Here is a 17,995-nt window from a genome sequence, read left to right as displayed (position 1 = left end):
GTGATTTTTTATTGATATTTCATTCAACAAACCGCATTATTCATTCGTCGGTATAAGCCGTCATATCAGAAGGTAAAACAAACTGTATGGAATGGATCGCAGATCCTTCGATTTGGGCGGGCCTCGCTACCCTTATCGTTCTAGAAATCGTTCTTGGTATTGATAACCTCGTCTTCATCGCCATTCTGGCCGATAAGCTCCCGCCAAAGCTGCGTGATAGAGCCCGTGTAACTGGACTTTTATTAGCCCTGATTATGCGTGTAGTTCTTCTATTTAGCCTGTCATGGCTCATTACCCTCACGAAACCAATATTAACTCTCTTTGATCACGCCTTTAGTGCTCGAGACTTGATCATGTTAGTGGGTGGTTTATTCCTCTTGTTTAAAGCCACAATGGAGTTAAACGAGCGGTTGGAGGGGAAAGACGAACACACCAATACCCAAAGAAAGACATCGAATTTCTGGGCTGTTGTTGCACAAATTATTGTTCTTGATGCCGTATTCTCATTGGACTCTGTGATCACCGCTGTCGGTATGGTTGACCATATCGGTGTAATGATTGCTGCTGTAACCATTGCAATGGTATTAATGATTTGGGCAAGTAAACCGTTAACTAGCTTTGTTAACCAGCACCCAACCATTGTCATACTGTGTTTAAGCTTCTTACTAATGATTGGTTTCAGCTTAGTTGCCGAAGGTTTTGGTTATGCCATTCCTAAAGGTTATCTATACGCTGCAATTGGCTTCTCTATCATGATTGAAGTCTTAAACCAATTTGCCCAATTTAACCGTCGTAAGTTCCTAACAGGCTCTCGCCCACTACGTGAACGTACGGCAGAAGCAGTATTACGTATTCTTAGCGGTAATAATGAGCGTGGGGAATTAGACCCTCACACCTCAAACCTTATCGCAGATAATCAATCGGTTTTTGACCCTCAAGAACGTTTGATGATTGCTCGCGTACTTGGCATGGCCCAGCGCAACGTTGAAAGTATCATGACTTCGCGCCATGATGTGGACTATCTCGACATTAATAAATCTCCTGCAGATTTACTGCAATTAATGGAGAAGAACCCACACTCACGTTTAGTTGTCATCGATGAAACTATCAGCGATGAACCTGTCGGTGTTGTGCATGTGATGGATTTGGTTAAGCAGCAATTAAAAGGCCAGCCATTAAACTTACGTGCGCTAATTACCCAACCATTAATATTCCCTGAAGGGTTATCACTATTAAAAGCGTTAGAGCAGTTCCGTAAGGCGCATACTCACTTTGCCTTCGTTGTCGATGAGTTTGGTTCTATCGAAGGTATCGTGACATTGACCGACGTAATGGAAACCATCGCAGGTAACTTGCCAGTGGGTGATGAAGAAAATGACTCTCGCCACGACATTCAAAAACTGGATGACGGTACCTGGATTGCCAATGGTTTTATGCCACTTGAAGACTTGATCATGTTTATCCCGATGGAATTAGACGATAAGCGTGAATATGAAACTATTGCAGGTCTTTTAATGGAGCACTTACAGCGCGTTCCAGAAGTGGGGGAACAAGTCACCATCAATGGTTGTATCTTCCAACCTCTTGAGGTTAACAGCCACCGCGTCAATAAAGTGTTAATCACTCCACCAGCCCCTGAAGGGGATGGTTATGAGTTTGAAGATGACTAATTAGCACGTGCTTTTTGACTAAGTACCAGCCTATATGGCTGGTATTTTTTTGCCTAAAAACCGCAGATATTATCCCTTTAACCATTAACAATAAAAACAGTAGCGTTTTATTAAAGATAATAACATTGAAACACTGAATAATTCGACCAGTAAAATACAATTAACTTTAATAAAGGCCATGTTATGAAAATTAAAACTCCTCAACAAAATACAAATATCCAGAATGTAAATAGAAATACAAGTAATTCATCGAAAGGTATAAGTGGACATACTAACAACGTTAGTAACAATAATCAAAAATGTCCTGTTACTACATCAGAAAAAACCGTTAATAAAAAAGATGTTAAACAACTGAATAATGCCATTACAAAGCTGTTAAGTGATATTACTTCAAAAATTAACGATTTTAAAAACAACAAAGAAAATGGGGCATTCTCTAAGGATAATATCAAAGATTTTGGGGACAGATTAGATACTATACAAAAAGACATCTTTAAATATCAAAAGCTGTTAAATAGCTCTTCATACAAGCATCATAGTTCGAAGCAAAAAACACTCGATCGTGCACCAGGTCAAGTAAAAAACGTGGAGGCTCAGATAGCAAAGTTAAAAAAACAAGATAATGTCAGAATGAATCAGACTCACCAAACTTACATAGATAATAGTGAAAAACATGATAACCTTCTGATGGGCAAAAAAACACTATCCAAATTTGAATTATAAATTATTACCATCAAATGGAGCCACTTATTTTAAGCGGCTCCATTTTTATACTATTCATATATGAAGCATAAATTTATCTTCACAATGAATTCAATAAATCATTGAGCCCTTTATTTTCTTCTTTCTTTAGGAAGTTACCAATAGCTTCTTTAGCTTGCGTCCGTAACTCATTACGCAGTAGTTTTTCCACATCTAATTGGTATTTTAAATTGTGCCAGCTGCCATAAATTCGCAGAGGAATAGTCATAGCTTGCAACTGTTGAACTAAACGTGAATCACCGCCCCATCCATTAGAAATATTAACCCCTAAATTGACATCAATGGTTTCATTAGGAATATTCATCCGACCTTGTCCGCTAATGTTAACTAAGGGTGAGACCGCATTCATAGAGGAAATATTCAAATTACCTTTATTTAATTTTCCTGTCACAGTGAAGGAATCAACCTCAGTGAAATTTCCCGAATTGACGGGTGCATTAATCTTATTGGTTACTCTGGAAACGGATTGCTGAATTAATAGCGGAATATTCAGCCCCTGTAATTTTGCGTTTCTTAGTTCAAAATTAACCGGCCCTTGCCATTGGTTTTTCACTGCATAATCGTCATAACCAACACCGGATAACGCAGCATTGAGTGAAATAACCCCGCTTAGTTTTTGTGGCATATTGAAAGCATTTAATAACGGTGTTAGGTCGATATTTTTTAGATCTGGTTTTGCTGAAACATAAGCAGGCGTTGAGCTGTAATTAAACGTCACAGGCAATGAAAAATCACCACCAAAGGCTTTGCCTTGTAATTTTGAAACGGTCAGGCGTGGTGTTTGGTTCTGCGCCTCAAAAATGACGTCGTTTACTATCATTCCACGATAAATCAAATGATTTATCCCTAGGCTAATATTCGCGGTAAAAGTCTTTAACCCTGATAAGTCATACTGCTGAGGATTAGAGCCTGAAATCACAGGTTTAACACCAACGCGGTTATTATTCGTTTCTATTTCTGAATTAATATTTGCCGAAGCGGTGCCTAATAAGTTATCTAAATCCAGTTTATCTGCGGCTAGTTTAATAACAATTTGCGGTGTGTCTGTTAATTGGATACTGGCATCCCCTGATAAGGCGCTTTCATTGGCCGTTATTGCCAGCTTGCTTAAACTCGCACTTTCCACCTTCCCTTTGGTATATAGAAAATCACCCGTTATTTGCCCTTCAATCCCACTTTCAGGTAAATCGACACCACTCAATTTATAGTCGAATTGAGTTAACGCCCCACTAATTTTTTGATTAATATCGGATAAGTTAACATCCGCACGTAAATTAAATACAAACTCTTGTTGGTTTTTATTCAGATTTCCACTGAATTTAACCGCTACCTGATTTTTATCATTTTTCTTCAGTGATAAATCAATATTACGCAGGTTAAATTCATCTTTAGCTGTTTGCCAAATAACTAAACTATTAGAAATATTAATTTTTTCTATATCTAATAACCAGCTACTTTTCTCTTGTGAAGCCGCTGCTGTCGGCGCACCACCTGGTGCTACAGGAGCGTTATGGTGAGTTTGGATTTCGCTCTCTGGCGTTTTTCGGATAACAGCGCCATCGATAACAATTTGCTCAACAGAAAGCTTATGGGAAATAAGTGGCCATAATTCAACATCTAAACGCATATTATCGGCACTTAGAATAGGCTTAGCGGCATTCGGTGCGGTAAGGGAAACTGGCCCAGTAATAATGCTTAAAGTTGGCCATACATGCCAACGCATGTCGCCGTTGAACTCGAGTTGATAACCACTTTTTTTCTCTACTTGTTCAACAAGATAATGACGAAAATCGTTCGGGTTCACTAGCATTACAAGTGTTGTTAGCCCAGCGACAATCACCACAAGTAAAATAATCAGTGTCGTCAAAAAACGTTTCATCCTTCCCTCTCTTTAATTCCGCTTGCGCTCGCCACAAAAATGAACTCACACCTATCCCTGAAAATGGGCGGAAATTACCTATTTAATATCCATTAAAACGCAACAATTTCCGCAAAGTTCACCGGTTATCAGTCTTCGCTGATACGGCTACCAACAGCACCTTGTTGGTTTTTATATTTAGCATCTTGCCGGCTATTATAGGGGCGATCAGCACTACCAGATAACGGCTCAAAGCTTAAAGCACCAATCACCATACCAGGACGCAACGCTAACGGCAATTTACCTGAATTGTAGAATTCTAGCACGATTTGACCATGCCAGCCGGGGTCAATTCGATGTGCGGTTACGTGCACCATCAAACCTAATCTCGCTAATGAAGAACGCCCATCTAACCAACCTACAAGGTTATCAGGGAGCGTAACAGACTCAAGCGTCACTGCAAGTGCTAATTCTCCTGGGTGCAGAAAAAATGGCTCATCTTCATCAAGAACAATTTCATCGCTCATGACACGATCTAATGCCGCATTAACCTCATCTTTAGGGCCACTAAGGTCAATAAATGCAGCCGTGTGTCCTCGAAAAACGCGGAATTGATTTCCTAAACGAACATCTGCAGTTGCACCATTGATTCGTTCAACTGGTGGGCGTGGGCTAATCACTAATTTACCATCATCCATCCATTGAATAATATCGCGGTCACAAAGACGCATGGTTGTTTCCCCCTTCATTATTTTAATTTCTGCGCGGTTTAATCTTGACAGAATTCGCCAATTTTCGCTTTCAAAATATCAATCGCTACACGGTTTTTCCCCCCGCGCGGTACAATGATATCGGCATATTGCTTTGATGGCTCAATAAATTGCAAAAACATTGGGCGAACCGTTTTATTATATTGGTCAATAACGGAATCAAGCGTTCTGCCCCTTTCATTTACATCACGTTTAATACGGCGCATCAAGCAAATATCGAGCGGTGTATCAACGAAAATAGAAAAATCCATTTCACCACGTAAACGTTTATCTGTTAATAACAAGATACCTTCAATGATAATGACTTTTTTAGGTTTAAACGTGATGGTTTTTTGTTTTCGTGTATGAGCGACATAGTCGTATTGTGGAATTTCTACTGCTTGACCACTTTTCAGTGATTTAAGATGTTCATAAAGCAAACTGTGGTCCATCGAGTTGGGATGGTCATAATTTACCTTAAGGCGTTCTTCCATTGGGATCTCGGTTTGGTCTTTGTAATAGCAATCTTCTGGAATAACACCGATATTATGATCACCGACCTGTTCTCTTAACTCACGGTATAACGTGCTTGCAATTAAGCTTTTGCCAGATGCAGAGGCTCCCGATATACCTACAATGGTACAGTGATGCGCTATGTCAGTCATAAAATGATAACCTGGTTGAATATTAGAAATGAAAATACACAACAGTAAAATGTCATGTTGGCGGAATTATAGGGGGTAATGGCGTGTTGTTCCAGCATACCTCAACAAAGTTCGCTAAAAAAACACCCATTTGAGAGGAAATGCCGTAAATCAAAGCGTACAAAATGTCATTTATACACTAAAACTGTTTTTTTCCTTCTAATACTGCAATGCGATTTTCAATCGAGGGGTGGGTTGAAAACACAGAATCCCCTTTATTAAAAATATAAGCGGCTTTTCGGTAAGCTTGCCCAGTCGTGCTGTTATCATATTCATGGGTTTCATGGTTACCTGAGATTTTTTTCAGTGCGCTTATCATGGCTTGGTTATCTGAGGTCAAATCCACCGCTGCGGCATCTGCCATATATTCACGGGTACGAGATAAATAAAAATAGAGGATTTGTGTTATCCACGGTAAAACAAAATTCAGAACTAATAGGATCATTTGCGCTTTATTCGCGGCATTATTGCGGCTGCGCCCTGCCGTACGAATAAAAATCTGACTAAATAAATTAGTCACGGTTAAAATCACGTTGGCCAAAATGCCAACATACAAGGTTAATTTCGAATCACCATGAATAATATGGCCAACTTCATGAGCAAGAACCGCTTGAACCTCTTGTCGATTAAGCGTTTGCAATAAGCCTCTTGTCACTCCCACAAGTGCATTTCGATTATTCCATCCTGCGGCAAAAGCATTCGGTTCATCCGTTTCTAAAATATATAAACGGGGAATATAGCCTAAACTGGCACTTAAACTTAATTCTTCAATAATATTGAAAAGTTGCTTCTCTTGGGGACTGTTCGCATTTTCTTGGGTGATTTCTCTGGCATTCATCCCTGCTAACATCATTTTATGGCCTCTAAAATGAATATAAACTAACCCAAGGAAAGTTAAGCCTAAAACAATAAAAGTAGCGATAGGTAATTCATGGAATGTCACAAACATCATTGCATTATCGACTAAATCCAATTGCTCATTTGGATGCGTTGCAACATCAGCCAGTAAGCCAATGATTAGCATTAAAAAAATATAGCTCATCACCACCAAACGTGTACGAATATTATTTTTACGAATGACGTTTCTAAAATCCATAATGTGACCTGTTATCTACCGCTCATAAAATATCGGAACACCATAAGGCATTCCGATGATTTATCACTTCAAAGGCTAAGCGCTTTTTAATCGAAATTAATACGACGAGATTCCTCAGTCTTAATGGTTTCTTCATCAAGACGCCAATATTCCTTTGAAATTTTTAAGCTAGGAATAATGCCAACAATTAGCGCTGCTGGCATAGAAGCAATATACGCATTATAAGTTTCTAATGAACGGTTATAACCACGTTTAGCAAATGACAATTTATTTTCTGAAGAAACAATTTCTTCTTGTAAATTTGCCATAATGGCATCAGATTTTAGCTCAGGATAAGCTTCAACTGCGACATTAATCGCCCCACTTGTCACCATTTTTGAAAGCGCATCTTCGGCTTCACGGGCTTTATCCCCTGTCGCATTTTGTGCTTGCGTCCGTAGCTCAGTAATTTTACTGAACACTTCGGTTTCATGGCTTAAATATTTTTTAACTGTTGCTAATAAGCTATCAAATACTTTTCCACGACGATCTAATTGAACTGAAATCTCTGTTTCACTCGAAATAACAGCTTCTCGCAATGCAACGATACGGTTATAAAAATAAATAACGATCAGCACCACGACAACAATAAAAATTAAAAATTTCATAGTCACCTTTTCGGGTTACCCGTAGAAAGAAAACTGATTAAATAAAAGATGTGGCTATTCTACGCGAACATGACTCAATAAAGAAATGTTCCGCGAACAATTCAGAAAAATAGAAGGTTAAAAGAAACGTGTTTAGTAAAGAAAAGCATCAACAATAAATAAGGCTATCCAGTGGTAAAACTAAATAGCCTTTTTGCTCTATAACTAATTAAGCTGCAACCAGTTAAACGGCACGGAAAGAAATTTCTGTTGGGATCTTATCCCCTTCCCAATACATCAAGGCTGAAATACCTGAAGCAATTTCACGGTAGATATCTGCAAATTCACCTTCTGGATCACGCATGACAGTAGGCTGGCCACGGTCAAGGTCTTCACGTAAAGAGATATGCAGAGGCACCTGCCCCAATAATTTAGTATGGTATTTCTCGGCTAATTTCTCAGCACCACCGGTACCGAAAATTGGCTCAACATGGCCACAATTACTGCAAATATGCGCGCTCATGTTTTCAACGACACCCAGTACTGGGACATTGACTTTCTTAAACATCACGATGCCTTTCATGGCATCAACCAAGGCGATATCTTGTGGTGTTGTCACCACCACCGCCCCTGTTACAGGGATGTTTTGGGAAAGTGTTAATTGGATGTCACCTGTTCCTGGTGGCATATCGATAACTAAGTAATCCAAATCAGGCCATAACGTGTCCTGTAGCATTTGCATTAATGCTTTACTTGCCATTGGGCCACGCCAAACCATGGCGTTGTCATCCGTTACTAAGTAACCGATGGAGTTGGTTGCCAAGCCATAGGCCATAATTGGCGCCATGTGCTGACCATCTGGAGAGGTTGGGCGCTCTAAGGTAGTGCCTAACATGTTTGGAATTGATGGGCCGTAAATATCCGCATCCAAGATACCGACTTTTGCCCCTTCTTGCGCCAGCGCGAGCGCTAAGTTCACAGAAGTACTGGATTTACCAACACCACCTTTACCTGAACTGACGGCTAAGATATTACGAACACCATTAATACCCGGCAAATCATTCGCACGTTTTAATGTGGTGATATCATGGCGCAGTTTCCATTCAACAGCATGAGCCCCTGTTTGTTGCTTTAATTCAGCGGTTTTTTCACTAATTAAAGTTTGAAACGGCCCTTTCCAAACGAATGGCATTACTAATTCGACATGCAGCACGTTGTCCAACATTGCACAATGATGTAACGCTTTGATAGAAACCAAATTACGTTGCAGTGTTGGGTGTGTAAATGAAGCCAAAACTTTGGAGACTTGTTCAGTCAGCAGTTCTGGTTTGTTCTGCTCGGGGGATTTATCGTTCATCCCGGCTCCTTTATTTATATTTTTGAACTATGTATATCCTAGAATAAGTTACAGAAAATTGGGCGGATATACTTTGACTGAGATTAATCATAACAGAGAACAGGAAGAAAGTTATTATATCGAGATAGGAAAAGCCACGAAGAGGTAAAAATTCTTTTCAAACAAATTTCCAATTAATATTTTATACCCCTAGCAGCGATGGTTTTGATCGGTTAACATCAAAGACCCTTTTCAAATAATGGAAGTAAGAAAGTTACTATGTCTCAAGTCGCGAATAAATTACTGGTAACCTGTGCGTTACCCTATGCTAACGGTTCAATCCATCTTGGTCATATCCTGGAACACATTCAGGCTGATATTTGGGTCCGTTATCAGCGAATGCGCGGCAAAGAGGTTCACTTTATCTGTGCCGATGACGCGCACGGAACTCCAATCATGCTTAAAGCTCAACAGCTTGGCGTAACGCCAGAAGAGATGATTGCGGCAGTGAATCAAGAGCATCAGAACGATTTTGCTGGTTTCGCCATTAGTTATGATAACTACCACTCCACACACAGTGAAGAAAACAAAGTTTTATCAGAGCTGATTTACGGGAAACTGAAAAATAACGGTTTTATTAAAAACCGCACTATTTCACAGCTTTTCGACCCAGAAAAAGGCATGTTTTTACCGGATCGCTTCGTTAAAGGCACTTGTCCAAAATGTAAAGCCGAAGACCAATACGGTGATAACTGTGAAGTGTGTAGCGCAACCTATAGCCCAACAGAGCTGATTAACCCACGTTCAGTGATTTCTGGCGCCACACCTGTCATGCGTGATTCAGAACATTTTTTCTTTGATCTTCCTGCATTTAGCGACATGCTTCAAGCGTGGACTCGCTCAGGCGCATTACAAGAACAAGTCGCCAACAAAATGCAAGAATGGTTCGAATCAGGCCTACAACAATGGGATATCACCCGTGATGCACCTTATTTCGGTTTTGAAATTCCAGATGCGCCAGGTAAATATTTCTATGTCTGGTTAGATGCCCCTATCGGTTACATGGGCTCCTTTAAAAACCTGTGTGACAAACGCGGCGACCTCGACTTTGACGAGTTTTGGAATAAAGATTCGAAAACTGACCTTTATCATTTCATTGGTAAAGATATCGTCTATTTCCACAGCCTGTTCTGGCCCGCTATGTTAGAAGGTAGCCAGTACCGTAAACCGACAAATCTATTTGTGCATGGTTATGTCACCGTCAACGGTGCAAAAATGTCTAAATCTCGCGGAACATTCATTACCGCCCGTTCGTATTTAGATCATTTAGATGCTGACTGCTTGCGCTATTACTATGCCGCAAAACTGTCTTCTCGTATTGATGATATCGATTTCAATTTGGAAGATTTCGTACAGCGCGTCAACAGCGACATCGTCAATAAAGTGGTTAACTTGGCATCACGTAATGCGGGCTTTATTGCTAAACGCTTCAATGGCAAATTATCGGCAAATCTGGCTGAGCCTGAGCTATACCAACAATTTATTGATGCTGCTAACGTTATTGGCGAAGATTTCAGCAATCGTGAGTATAACAAAGCGATCCGTGAAATTATGGCATTAGCCGATATCGCAAACCGCTATGTTGATGAAAAAGCCCCTTGGGTTGTGGCAAAACAAGAAGGTAAAGATCAAGAACTGCAAGACATTTGCTCGATGGGCATCAACTTGTTCCGCGTTCTGATGACTTACCTGAAGCCGGTTTTACCCGGCCTCACTGAGCGTGCTGAAGCCTTCTTAAATAGTGAACTGTCATGGGATGCGATTAGTACCCCGTTATTGAACCACAGCGTCGCTCCGTTCAAAGCGCTGTTTAACCGCATTGAAATGGCAAAAGTGGATGCAATGGTTGAAGCTTCAAAAGAGAGCATTAAACCAGTACAACAACTCACAGGGCCACTCGCTGACGACCCAATTCAAGAAACCATCACTTTTGATGATTTTGCGAAAATTGACCTGCGAATTGCATTAATCAAGCAAGCTGATTTTGTTGAAGGTTCAGACAAACTGCTGAAATTACAATTAGATATCGGTGGTGAAACGCGCCAAGTATTTTCTGGTATTCGCTCCGCTTATCCAGACCCTAAAGCTTTAGAAGGCCGTTTAACGGTGATGGTTGCCAACCTCGCGCCACGTAAAATGCGTTTCGGTGTTTCTGAAGGCATGGTAATGGCTGCTGGCCCTGGCGGTAAAGATATCTTCTTACTCAGCCCTGATAGTGGTGCACAACCCGGTATGCAAGTTAAATAACAACGCATTAAATTGAGTTGCTATTCATCAAAAATGGAGGGTTAAAGACTCTCCATTTTTTATTGGCTTTTTATTGTGATCGGTAGCACAATAATAAAGTTAATTGTATGATGAATAGATATTACATTACAGGACCAGTCTCATGTCATTTAAACAGGTACTGATAACGGGATGGCAGTATTTGCGAGCTTTCGCAATACTCTACCTTTGCCTAATTATTGGAAACCTTATCTCAACACTACTTCCATTCTCCATCCCCGGCAGCATTGTCGGCATGTTAATTTTATTCATATTGCTTGCGTTACAAATTATCCCCGCGAAGTGGGCACAACCCGGTTGCAGCATTTTGTTGAAAAACATGACCATCCTGTTTGTTCCTATTGGTGTTGGCATAATGAATTACTATGAATTAATTAGCCAACAAATGGTTCCTATTATCGTTTCCTGTGTGGTTAGTACCTTAATCGTTATGGTCGTTGTCGCCATCAGTTCCAACTATATTCATAAGGAACGCCCTGTCGTTGGGGCTCAACCTGATGACGTTCCTTTACCCCCCGAAGACCCAATTTCTTCGGTCATTAATAATGATAAAACTAAGGGGAATGAATAATGTTAGAACATATTTGGTGGTCATTGCCGCTGACTATTGTGGTGTTTTATTTGGCTCGTAAGTTGTCGACCACATTTAAGTTACCGATTTTAAACCCACTATTAATTACTATTGCGGTATTGATTGCGCTATTGGTCGTCACAAATACTTCTTATGAGCACTATTTTGCAGGTAGCAAAATACTCAATGATTTACTACAACCCGCAGTCGTTGCGCTCGCTTTTCCACTTTACGAACAAATGCACCAAATTCGTGCCCAGTGGAAATCTTTATTAAGCATTTGTTTTGCAGGTAGTTTAGTGGCCATGTTCAGCGGTGCTGCCATCGCATTATGGTTGGGGGCAACCCCGGATATAGCGGGTTCTATTTTACCTAAATCGGTAACTACCCCTATTGCGATGGCTGTCGCTGATTCGGTTGGTGGGATCCCTGCGATTAGTGCCGCTTGCGTGTTGTTTGTTGGGATCTTAGGCGCCATGTTTGGCCATAGCTTATTTGATGTACTGCGTGTACGAACCCACGCCTCAAGAGGGCTCGCGATGGGAACTGCTTCCCACGCCCTAGGCACTGCCCGCTGTGCCGAAGTGAATTACATTGAAGGTGCTTATAGTTCCCTTGCATTAATGACCTGTGGGGTTATCACCTCGCTTATTGCCCCGTTTATATTCCCTGTCATTTTACATCTTTTTAGCTAAGCTTAATTCATTAAGCCAATAACCAAATATATGGGTAAGAGGAGTTCAATAGCCTCTTGCTCATACGCACACTGATAAAATATGAGATATATCTCACAACAAAAGAATATGTTTCATATATTACACCCAAAATAGTGACAATTATCACATATAGTTCTACGTATTATTGAATAGAATAAAAACAATTAAATAGGGAGAGTAACTCATGCATTCAAGATTTAAGGCCGCTTGGGCCGAGCTTCCAGAAAAGTTACAGTCAGTACTTAGACCTATCATTGATAAATCTGATTTTCAAGGCATGTTAACGGCGGAACAAGTTAAACAGATTAAAGCTGAAACAAGTGTAGACGACGCTGAGTTAGCCTTTGCATTATTGCCTTTTGCTGCTGCCTATGCCCTCACTCCTATTTCCCATTTTAACGTGGGTGCAATCGCACGTGGAGCAAGTGGTAACTTGTATTTTGGTGCCAATATGGAATTTAGCCATGTATCAATGGGCCAAGTGATCCATGCAGAACAGTGTGCAGTGACACACTCTTGGATGAAAGGTGAAACGCAGATTACCTCAATTACTGTAAATTACACACCTTGTGGCCACTGCCGCCAATTTATGAATGAATTACGTGAAGGTGGTAAAATTATGGTGAATTTACCAGGCCGCACACCTGCGGTACTACACCACTATTTACCCGACTCATTTGGGCCGTCTGACCTCAATATTACCACTTTACTGCTAGACCCTGTTGACCATGGCTATAAAAACCAAAGCCGTGACCGGTTATTAAGTGCAGCAATTGAAGCAGCAAACCAATCTCACGCACCATATAGCCAATCCCATTCAGGAATTGCGTTACAATTAAAAGATGGCTCACTGTTTACCGGACGCTACGCAGAAAATGCCGCATTCAACCCAAGTTTACCGCCACTACAAGCCGCTTTAATTATGATTAACCTTGCAGGTAAAGATATTCACGCCATCGACCAAGCTAAGTTTGTTGAAAAACAAGATGCAATTATCAAACATTGGTATGTTACCGAAAATACATTACAGGCATTGGGTTGCCAAAATATTGAATTAGCTTATTTGGATTAATTTTATATTTATTTAAATATAACGGTTATTGCTGGGAGCTTGAATAAACAGCAATAACCGTATAGTTGCTATTAGAACTTTAATCTTGTTCACAAAACCATTTACCTGCAAAGTGGCCATCCATAATAGAACTCACTAGTTTTGATTAATATATGCCCTAGTAAGTGAATTCATTAAACAATTTTTCTGTTTCATTTATCGTCTCTTCTAATGTAATAACTAAAGGGATCTTTCGCATTTTTTCTAGCCAAGCTTGGCTTTGTTGCTGTTTTATCGATGCAGATTGCGCGGCTTCTTCTTTCATGTCTAGCCAAATGCTAGCAAATAACGCTGATTCACCATTAAGTGATTTATTAGAAAAGCTATTTAATAGTTTCCCTATAATTTTATTCTGTTTATCTATAGATAATACTTCAAATACATCTTTAAATAACCAACCTTCATAAGGAATTCCTGTATTTAACATCGCTTCTTTTTTTATTTTAATAAATTCTTGATGTGTAATATCACCAATTGAAATGTTATCACTTTCTTTCCGATTTTTCATAATTCGTCCATATGCTAATTTTACTTCTTTTTGATACCGACTCCGTTTTTCACTGGTAAATGACTCACCCCGTGCCTTCATATGATTATTTAAAAATTCTTTTTCTAGATAAATAAAAATACTAAAATATTTATCATCCGAATTATTAACCTTTTGAATATTGTCTTTATCAGTAAAAGCATAACCTTTATTTAAAAGGCTTAAACATGATGAAATTATAAAAATTAATGTAATAATAGATTTAGATTTAAATGATATCATGAGAACCCCTTCGATTTTTATTATAAAACTTTGAATCATTAATCATTTCTTCAAACATAAAATCTAACTTTCTCTCTAGCTTATTGACTAAAGCAATCCGCCTCATCTTCTCCAGCCATCTTTTGCTTTTAATTTGCTTGTCTGATAATGGTTTAGCGGCTTCCCTTACCATTGCATACCAAAGCAACATGAATAATTTAGCTTCCTTCGCAGGATCGTTGTTATTCATCACAAAAATGAACTGTTGCCATAGTGTCTCTTTGCTTCTCTCATTAACAACATCCAGAACATCTGCCAAAATCCAAGCATTGTATGGCATTCCCATCTCATTCAAATTCTCGCGATAAAAAACCATAGCTTCTTCATAGCCAAATTTTCTTACAAATGCTTCCTTTGGATACTTTAAGAATTCTAATATTGGGTTATTATCTTTTTCACCCTTAAAAATAACTAATTTTTTTCTATCAAATATTAAATTCTTAGATTCAGAAAAGTATAACATCTGTAGCATAAAGAAAAGACGTGGCGTTTTAACACCTTTTTTTTCACAAAAACTAATTATATTCTTTTTATTATATTTTACATTATTTCCTTGAGGATTTTGGCAAGCACTGAGAAGAAAAACTGAAAGCAAAAATATTAATTTATAATTCATATACATCCTTGTTATTCATAAAGTTAGAAACCAATAATCTTAAAAACAATTATGTAAAAAAACATTGCCCACATACAAACAAACATCAGCAATCACCATTCGATTACAAATAATTAAAATAATTTATTTTATTATAAGTGGACTTTTTAAATATTAATTAAAACTAAAAGATCCTCCAGAAGAATAACCACTATAACTAAATTCAGGTATACTTGGCATTGAGGGTATTGAGTATTTATCATCAAATGAGTCCATTGAATTATTCATTGATGACATATTGTCTCTTAAATTATCAATCATATTTTCAAAATGATGGTTATTTCTTATGGTATCTGTAGGGAAGTCTTTAAATCCGGAAGTTCCCGGAAGAACAACACTCGGGCGTTCTAGATAATAATTTGTTGGTGTTTCATTATCCTTAAACCTATCAAGTAGGTTTGTTGTACGAGGTGCTAATTGTCTATTCGGTTCGGATTTTGGATAAGTGCTTTCCAATATCGATTTATCTACCATATTGTGTGGATACTTAATTGGAGGTGTTGACTTGTTGTTTATTGATGGCATATTTCCCCTTAAATCATCAATCATACGATCATAATGAGCAACATCTGGTTGATAATTAACTGATGGTGAATCAAATAAGCCTGTTTCTGGTAATATATAGTCAGGTCTTTCTAAATAATATTCAGACAATAGATTTTTATGTGTAAATTCCGTTTGGCCACGCCAATCTGTTTGTACTTGAAATGATTCTAAATGTTGTGAAGGATAATCCCAAAATGAAAAACGCTCTGTTCCTCTATCAATTAAAGGGTTTCCTGTATTATATAGAATATAATTATTATATTGCATGTTATCGATAGTTTTCGAAGAAAAAAATGCTCTATATGCTTTTTTTGCTGTTATATTTAATCCATCTATAAGATTATCAATATCAATGGCTTTTCTCATCCAATTATGAATTTTAGGTTGATCTTTTGCTGGAGACTCCTCTAAGCGCTCCAACATAAAACTCATCGTGTTCAAACTCAATAATGTTTCTTTTTCCGTGTCTCCTATTGAATTCAAAGCTGTTTGCCAATATGTTTCCCTATTTTCTTCAGGCATAACATCAAATACAATTTTTAACGTCCATGCGTCTCTAGAATAATCTAAATTATCAAAAACATCGTTATGAATTTGCATTGCTTCAACATGATTAATATCTCCTTTTATTATAAACCCTTCATTATGAAACCTACTATAAAGAGTGACAAGATACCTTTCTGCCATTTTGAATCGAATTTTATCTTCTATATTCTCAATTTTTTTCCCATTTTCTAATTTAAACTCATCTAAGTGATTCATCGCAAAAGCACCTAAAAGAGAATCACCTTTAACCACACTATTTGCTAGCTTCGCATAACGGTCTCCTTTACTTTCTAAATAATCATACATAAGCTCTGGCCTTTTGCTAACCATTAAAATTCGGGTAGCATTAGATAAATCTGTTGATATTAATTCTAAGTTCCCCTGCCTACGACCATTAATATTCATATTTTAGTCCCTAATTTTTAATACGTTCTGATAAAAATAGCCTTACCTTGTCTTGAATAGTTTCCCAATTAACAAGATTTGAAAATTCAAATGAAACACTATATTTAAGACCAAACTCAGGCATTAATGATAATAATTTACAACGCCGATAACTATCATCTAACTGTCTCCATGAACACTCCATTAAAACATTGACTTCACCATTATCTTCATCCCAATAGTAACCATACTTTATTATATTGACATCCACTTTATTACCATTAATATGTTTAAACTCAATAGAAACCTCATTAAAATAAAGTTCTAATTCCTCATCATAATATAGTTCACCCTTTCTTTTAAGCCTCCCCATATTTAGGTATATATTTTTTTTATGACTGAAATATTTTTCAGGGTCACTATTTAATGGCTCAACATAGACTTCTATCATTTTAACATCATGGCTGACTTCACTAAATGGCTTTAAATCTGGCCATGACATCCTCATTGGCAGAATTCTAAAATTAGCCTCACACCCTTTTTTATTTTCAATAAACCTTGGGTCAAAATAACTATACCCTTCATATTCAGCAAATAAAAAAACATACTCGCTAGGAATTTCTATAATATTCTTATTAAACTGCCCACAAACAAAGCCCGGTCTATTTTCTGCATAAACATTTATAGAAATTAATAATAGAAATACATTAATAATTAACTTAAATATATAGCTGATAAAAACACCAAATTCCATAACTTCACCTATTGAACTAATTTAATAATAATTAAATTATAAAAACTAGAATAATAAAATATAATTTCCAATCATGATTTAAATGATATAATTACGCGCTCAAGTCTATTAAGCCATCTTTTGCTTTTTTCGATCTTATCTAAATCCGATACATTTTTCATTTTATTCCAAAGAAATAAAAATACTTTTTTTTCACTTTCATGGGAATCATTCGCCAATGCATTTAGCATGTCATCCCAAATTTTTTGATTAGTTTCATGATCTAAGACATCAAAAACATCTGCAAAGAACCAAGCATCAAAGGGCATGTCACAGGCTGCAAATGCTTTTTTATTTATTTCAGCAGCCTCTTGATAACTAATATCCCTGCGAGTCGTAGTACTGCCATTTTCAAAACGTTTTAAAAGCACTTCTAGATGAGCTAATGCGTGTTCATAATGGTATTTATTAAAATCTTTATTTAATAATGGTTTATTATATTCAACCATCACTTGCTTCATATATTCTCTAATCAAAATAATAAAAATACCTATTTCTTTCTTACTATTATAAGAATTTTCAATATTATCTGATTTTACTTTCTCTTTTTTGTTTGTTAAAAAGCCATTTCCATATGACAGATTGCAAAGAGAAATAATCAATAATATGAATATTATTAATATGTTTTTAATTTTCATCTATGATTTACCCCAAGATTGAAATATAAATTAATAACCCTAAGCTAAAACAGTTAAAAACATGCAGCAATATATGATAT

The 17,995-nt window shown here is 37.7% G+C and carries 17 protein-coding genes; 6 read left to right on the top strand and 11 right to left on the bottom strand.

The genetic code is table 11. From position 1 onward, the window contains the following. The first annotated feature begins 86 nt into the window (after window positions 1-86). Window positions 87-1,670 carry a TerC family protein gene (locus PR800_RS00405; RefSeq protein ID WP_272529930.1) on the top strand — a complete coding sequence of 528 codons (1,584 nt, stop codon included), beginning with the start codon at window positions 87-89 and terminating at the stop codon, window positions 1,668-1,670. 183 nt (window positions 1,671-1,853) lie between these two features. Next, window positions 1,854-2,393 (top strand): hypothetical protein, encoded by a 540-nt coding sequence (locus PR800_RS00400; protein ID WP_102138405.1) that lies wholly within the window; start codon window positions 1,854-1,856, stop codon window positions 2,391-2,393. Window positions 2,394-2,472: 79 nt separating this feature from the next. On the opposite strand, the gene asmA is transcribed toward PR800_RS00400, so the two are convergent. From asmA to apbC, 6 genes are all read right to left on the bottom strand, one after another. Further along, a complete protein-coding gene (asmA, locus tag PR800_RS00395) occupies window positions 2,473-4,311 on the bottom strand; it encodes an outer membrane assembly protein AsmA (protein WP_166266444.1) in 1,839 nt (612 codons plus the stop codon). A gap of 128 nt (window positions 4,312-4,439) precedes the next feature. Next, a complete protein-coding gene (gene dcd / locus PR800_RS00390; RefSeq protein ID WP_004909269.1) occupies window positions 4,440-5,021 on the bottom strand; it encodes a dCTP deaminase in 582 nt (193 codons plus the stop codon). Between the two features lie 38 nt (window positions 5,022-5,059). Beyond that, complete coding sequence (udk, locus tag PR800_RS00385; protein ID WP_102138403.1) at window positions 5,060-5,704, bottom strand: uridine kinase; 645 nt, start codon at window positions 5,702-5,704, stop codon at window positions 5,060-5,062. Window positions 5,705-5,882: 178 nt separating this feature from the next. Next, window positions 5,883-6,839, bottom strand: a complete 957-nt coding sequence (gene htpX, locus PR800_RS00380) for a zinc metalloprotease HtpX (protein WP_102138402.1) — start codon at window positions 6,837-6,839, stop codon at window positions 5,883-5,885. 86 nt (window positions 6,840-6,925) lie between these two features. Then, entirely contained in the window at window positions 6,926-7,486 is a 561-nt protein-coding gene (locus tag PR800_RS00375) for a LemA family protein (protein ID WP_004909264.1), read from the bottom strand. A gap of 223 nt (window positions 7,487-7,709) precedes the next feature. Beyond that, window positions 7,710-8,822 carry an iron-sulfur cluster carrier protein ApbC gene (gene apbC / locus PR800_RS00370; RefSeq protein ID WP_102138401.1) on the bottom strand — a complete coding sequence of 371 codons (1,113 nt, stop codon included), beginning with the start codon at window positions 8,820-8,822 and terminating at the stop codon, window positions 7,710-7,712. Between the two features lie 258 nt (window positions 8,823-9,080). On the opposite strand from apbC, the gene metG reads away from it, so the two are divergent. The 4 genes from metG to cdd all read left to right on the top strand — a co-directional run bounded on the left by metG (window position 9,081) and on the right by cdd (window position 13,506). Continuing rightward, entirely contained in the window at window positions 9,081-11,108 is a 2,028-nt protein-coding gene (gene metG / locus PR800_RS00365; RefSeq protein WP_210843584.1) for a methionine--tRNA ligase, read from the top strand. 142 nt (window positions 11,109-11,250) lie between these two features. Further along, window positions 11,251-11,718 carry a CidA/LrgA family protein gene (locus PR800_RS00360; RefSeq protein ID WP_166266438.1) on the top strand — a complete coding sequence of 156 codons (468 nt, stop codon included), beginning with the start codon at window positions 11,251-11,253 and terminating at the stop codon, window positions 11,716-11,718. Continuing rightward, a complete protein-coding gene (locus PR800_RS00355; RefSeq protein WP_102138398.1) occupies window positions 11,718-12,413 on the top strand; it encodes a CidB/LrgB family autolysis modulator in 696 nt (231 codons plus the stop codon). Before PR800_RS00360 ends, PR800_RS00355 begins: the two co-directional genes overlap by 1 nt. Before the next feature lie 205 nt (window positions 12,414-12,618). Next, window positions 12,619-13,506 (top strand): cytidine deaminase, encoded by an 888-nt coding sequence (gene cdd / locus PR800_RS00350; RefSeq protein WP_004256516.1) that lies wholly within the window; start codon window positions 12,619-12,621, stop codon window positions 13,504-13,506. A 157-nt stretch (window positions 13,507-13,663) separates the two neighbouring features. Here the strand turns inward: cdd and PR800_RS00345 are convergent, their stop codons facing one another. The 5 genes from PR800_RS00345 to PR800_RS00325 form a co-directional block, all read right to left on the bottom strand. Continuing rightward, window positions 13,664-14,314, bottom strand: coding sequence for a hypothetical protein (locus tag PR800_RS00345; protein WP_272529922.1), 651 nt, complete (start codon window positions 14,312-14,314; stop codon window positions 13,664-13,666). Beyond that, on the bottom strand, window positions 14,301-14,969 hold the full coding sequence (locus tag PR800_RS00340) for a hypothetical protein (protein ID WP_272529920.1): 669 nt from the start codon (window positions 14,967-14,969) through the stop codon (window positions 14,301-14,303). Before PR800_RS00340 ends, PR800_RS00345 begins: the two co-directional genes overlap by 14 nt. Window positions 14,970-15,122: 153 nt before the next feature. Continuing rightward, entirely contained in the window at window positions 15,123-16,505 is a 1,383-nt protein-coding gene (locus PR800_RS00335; protein ID WP_272529918.1) for a serine protease, read from the bottom strand. A 10-nt stretch (window positions 16,506-16,515) separates the two neighbouring features. Further along, on the bottom strand, window positions 16,516-17,238 hold the full coding sequence (locus PR800_RS00330; RefSeq protein ID WP_232368199.1) for a hypothetical protein: 723 nt from the start codon (window positions 17,236-17,238) through the stop codon (window positions 16,516-16,518). 71 nt (window positions 17,239-17,309) lie between these two features. Beyond that, window positions 17,310-17,915, bottom strand: coding sequence for a hypothetical protein (locus tag PR800_RS00325; RefSeq protein ID WP_272529915.1), 606 nt, complete (start codon window positions 17,913-17,915; stop codon window positions 17,310-17,312). Window positions 17,916-17,995 lie beyond the last annotated feature (80 nt).

The organism is Providencia sp. PROV205 (assembly GCF_028479505.1).
Lineage (GTDB): Bacteria > Pseudomonadota > Gammaproteobacteria > Enterobacterales > Enterobacteriaceae > Providencia > Providencia huaxiensis.
Note: the sequence above shows the minus strand (reverse complement) of the source record. Positions and strands in the feature narration are given on the sequence as shown.